This is a genomic window from Amycolatopsis sp. lyj-23 (genome assembly GCF_046549135.1).
Lineage (GTDB): Bacteria > Actinomycetota > Actinomycetes > Mycobacteriales > Pseudonocardiaceae > Amycolatopsis.
The window spans coordinates 1-3731 of sequence record NZ_JAJPWN010000042.1 but is presented as its reverse complement, the minus strand read 5'-3'; the positions used below and the strand labels follow the sequence as shown (position 1 = coordinate 3731).

Genomic DNA, 3731 nt, shown 5'->3' with positions numbered 1-3731 from the left:
AAGGGGAGGGAGTGGTCGAAGGTGGGACTGGCGATTGGGACGAAGTCGTAACAAGGTAGCCGTACCGGAAGGTGCGGCTGGATCACCTCCTTTCTAAGGAGCACAACACATCCACGTTCCCGGGATACCCGGAACCAGAGCGTGGAGTGGCTGGAACTCAAGTGCCGAATGTGTGCTTGTTCCGGTTGCTCAAGGAATTGTGGAACTACTGGTTATGGCTTGCTCTGGTTGGCAAAGCCCCTTCTAGTACTGATCGCCTGGCGATCGTGGAACGGAGGGCCGGCGCCTGGAGGGCAAGTTGTTCACTTGGCACACTGTTGGGTCCTGAGGCAACACGCCTTGGGGCTTCTGCCCCAGAGGGACGTTTGTTTCTGGTGTGGTGTTTGAGAACTGTAGAGTGGATGCGAGCATCTTTGTGGTCAAGTTGTTAAGGGCACATGGTGGATGTCTTGGCTTCAGGAGCCGATGAAGGACGTAGGAGGCTGCGATAAGCCTCGGGGAGCTGTCAACCGAGCTGTGATCCGAGGATTTCCGAATGGGGAAACCCAGCACCAGTGATGTGGTGTTACCCGCACCTGAATATATAGGGTGTGTGGAGGGAACGCGGGGAAGTGAAACATCTCAGTACCCGCAGGAAGAGAAAACAACCGTGATTCCGTGAGTAGTGGCGAGCGAAAGCGGATGAGGCTAAACCGTTTGCATGTCAAGCTGTCAGGCGTTGTGCAGGCGGTGTTGTGGGACCCAGCGTCGAGGATCTGACAGTCCTCGGAATGACCGCGCGTGTTAGTGGAACCGCTTGGGATGGCGGGCCGGAGTGGGTGAGAGCCCCGTACGCGAAAACATGTTGTTGGTTGTTTGTTTGGTGTTCCCGAGTAGCAGCGAGCTCGTGGAATTTGCTGTGAATCTGCCGGGACCACCCGGTAAGCCTAAATACTTCCTGAAGACCGATAGCGGACGAGTACCGTGAGGGAAAGATGAAAAGTACCCCGGGAGGGGAGTGAAAGAGTACCTGAAACCGTGTGCCTACAAGCCGTCAGAGCCTACTTGTTGGGTGATGGCGTGCCTTTTGAAGAATGAGCCTGCGAGTTAGTGCTGCGTGGCGAGGTTAACCCGTGTGGGGTAGCCGTAGCGAAAGCGAGTCTGAATAGGGCGTTTCTAGTCGCGTGGTCTAGACCCGAAGCGGAGTGATCTACCCATGGCCAGGGTGAAGCGACGGTAAGACGTCGTGGAGGCCCGAACCCACTTAGGTTGAAAACTGAGGGGATGAGCTGTGGGTAGGGGTGAAAGGCCAATCAAACTCCGTGATAGCTGGTTCTCCCCGAAATGCATTTAGGTGCAGCGTCGTATGTTTCTCCACGGGGGTAGAGCTACTGGATGGTCTAGGGGCCTTACCGGGTTACCGAAATCAACCAAACTCCGAATACCGTGGTGTGAGAGTGCGGCAGTGAGACGGCGGGGGATAAGCTTCGTCGTCGAGAGGGAAACAGCCCAGAACACCAGCTAAGGCCCCTAAGTGTGTGCTCAGTGGGAAAGGATGTGGGATTGCCCAGACAACCAGGAGGTTGGCTTAGAAGCAGCCACCCTTGAAAGAGTGCGTAATAGCTCACTGGTCAAGTGGTCCTGCGCCGACAATGTAGCGGGGCTTAAGCACACCGCCGAAGCTGTGTCATTCGTGCTGTAGATCGGCTTGAGTCCTTGAGGCTCTTGTCTAGTCGCACGGATGGGTAGGGGAGCGTCCTGCATCCAGGGAAGCCACGGTGGAAACCAGTGGTGGAGGGTGTGGGAGTGAGAATGCAGGCATGAGTAGCGAATGCAGAGTGAGAAACTCTGCCGCCGGATGACCAAGGGTTCCTGGGCCAGGCTAATCCGCCCAGGGTAAGTCGGGACCTAAGGCGAGGCCGACAGGCGTAGTCGATGGACAACGGGTTGATATTCCCGTACCCGAGCATGTGCGCCCATGACGAGGCGTTTGATACTAACCACCCAAAGCGTGCCGGCGATGCCTTCGGGCGGAGTTGGCATTGTGGAGCGTGGGACCTGATTTCGTAGTAGTCAAGCGATGGGGTGACGCAGGAAGGTAGCTCCGCCAGGCGATGGTTGTCCTGGTGTAAGCGTGTAGGCCGGAACATAGGCAAATCCGTGTTCCATGAGGCTGAGACGTGATGCGTAGCCGTTTGAGGCGAAGTAGAGTGATCCTATGCTGCCGAGAAAAGCCTCTAGTGAGTGCATGCACGGCCCGTACCCCAAACCAACACAGGTGGTCAGGTAGAGAATACCAAGGCGATCGGGTGAACTGTGGTTAAGGAACTCGGCAAAATGCCCCCGTAACTTCGGGAGAAGGGGGGCCAAACATCCTGAAGCTTCTTGCAGGCTAGGGGTGGGTGGCCGCAGAGACCAGCGGAAAGCGACTGTTTACTAAAAACACAGGTCCATGCGAAGTCGCAAGACGATGTATATGGACTGACGCCTGCCCGGTGCTGGAACGTTAAGAGGACCGGTTAGCCTTTCGGGGCGAAGCTGAGAATTTAAGCGCCAGTAAACGGCGGTGGTAACTATAACCATCCTAAGGTAGCGAAATTCCTTGTCGGGTAAGTTCCGACCTGCACGAATGGCGTAACGACTTTCCGGCTGTCTCAACCACAGGCCCGGCGAAATTGCACTACGAGTAAAGATGCTCGTTACGCGCGGCAGGACGGAAAGACCCCGGGACCTTTACTATAGTTTGGTATTGGTTTTCGGTTCGGCTTGTGTAGGATAGGTGGGAGACTGTGAAGCTGCAACGCTAGTTGTGGTGGAGTCGTTGTTGAAATACCACTCTGGTCGAATTGGGAATCTGAACCTCGGGCCATGATCTGGTTCAGGGACAGTGCCTGATGGGTAGTTTAACTGGGGCGGTTGCCTCCTAAAGAGTAACGGAGGCGCCCAAAGGTTCCCTCAGCCTGGTTGGCAATCAGGTGTTGAGTGCAAGTGCACAAGGGAGCTTGACTGTGAGACAGACATGTCGAGCAGGGACGAAAGTCGGGACTAGTGATCCGGCACCTCCTGGTGGAAGGGGTGTCGCTCAACGGATAAAAGGTACCCCGGGGATAACAGGCTGATCTTGCCCAAGAGTCCATATCGACGGCATGGTTTGGCACCTCGATGTCGGCTCGTCGCATCCTGGGGCCGGAGTAGGTCCCAAGGGTTGGGCTGTTCGCCCATTAAAGCGGCACGCGAGCTGGGTTTAGAACGTCGTGAGACAGTTCGGTCCCTATCCGCCGCGCGCGTAGGATACTTGAGGAAGGCTGTCCCTAGTACGAGAGGACCGGGACGGACGAACCTCTGGTGTGCCAGTTGTCCCGCCAGGGGCATGGCTGGTTGGCCACGTTCGGAAGGGATAACCGCTGAAGGCATCTAAGCGGGAAGCCTGTTCCAAGATGAGGTATCCCACCCTTTGTGGGTTAAGGCCCCCAACAGACCATTGGGTTGATAGGCCAGAAATGGAAGCACAGTAATGTGTTGTCGAGTTGACTGGTACTAATAGGCCGAGGACTTGCCTACAAAGATGTTACGCATCCACTCTACGGTTCTGAAACACCACACGCAGGACTGCGTGTGTGTTGTTTCGGAGTGTTTCGGTGGTTATAGCGTCAGGGAAACGCCCGGTCCCATTCCGAACCCGGAAGCTAAGCCTGACAGCGCCGATGGTACTGCAACCGAAGGGTTGTGGGAGAGTAGGACACCGCCGAACT

Annotated in this window: 3 rRNA genes; all 3 read left to right on the top strand. The window is 56.1% G+C overall.

From position 1 onward, the window contains the following. A 16S ribosomal RNA gene (locus tag ACLJPY_RS50045) occupies positions 1–93 on the top strand; the annotation flags it as partial. A 324-nt stretch (positions 94–417) separates the two neighbouring features. After that, positions 418–3540, top strand: a 23S ribosomal RNA gene (locus ACLJPY_RS50040). Positions 3541–3613: 73 nt separating this feature from the next. Continuing rightward, positions 3614–3730 (top strand): 5S ribosomal RNA (gene rrf / locus ACLJPY_RS50035). Position 3731 lies beyond the last annotated feature (1 nt).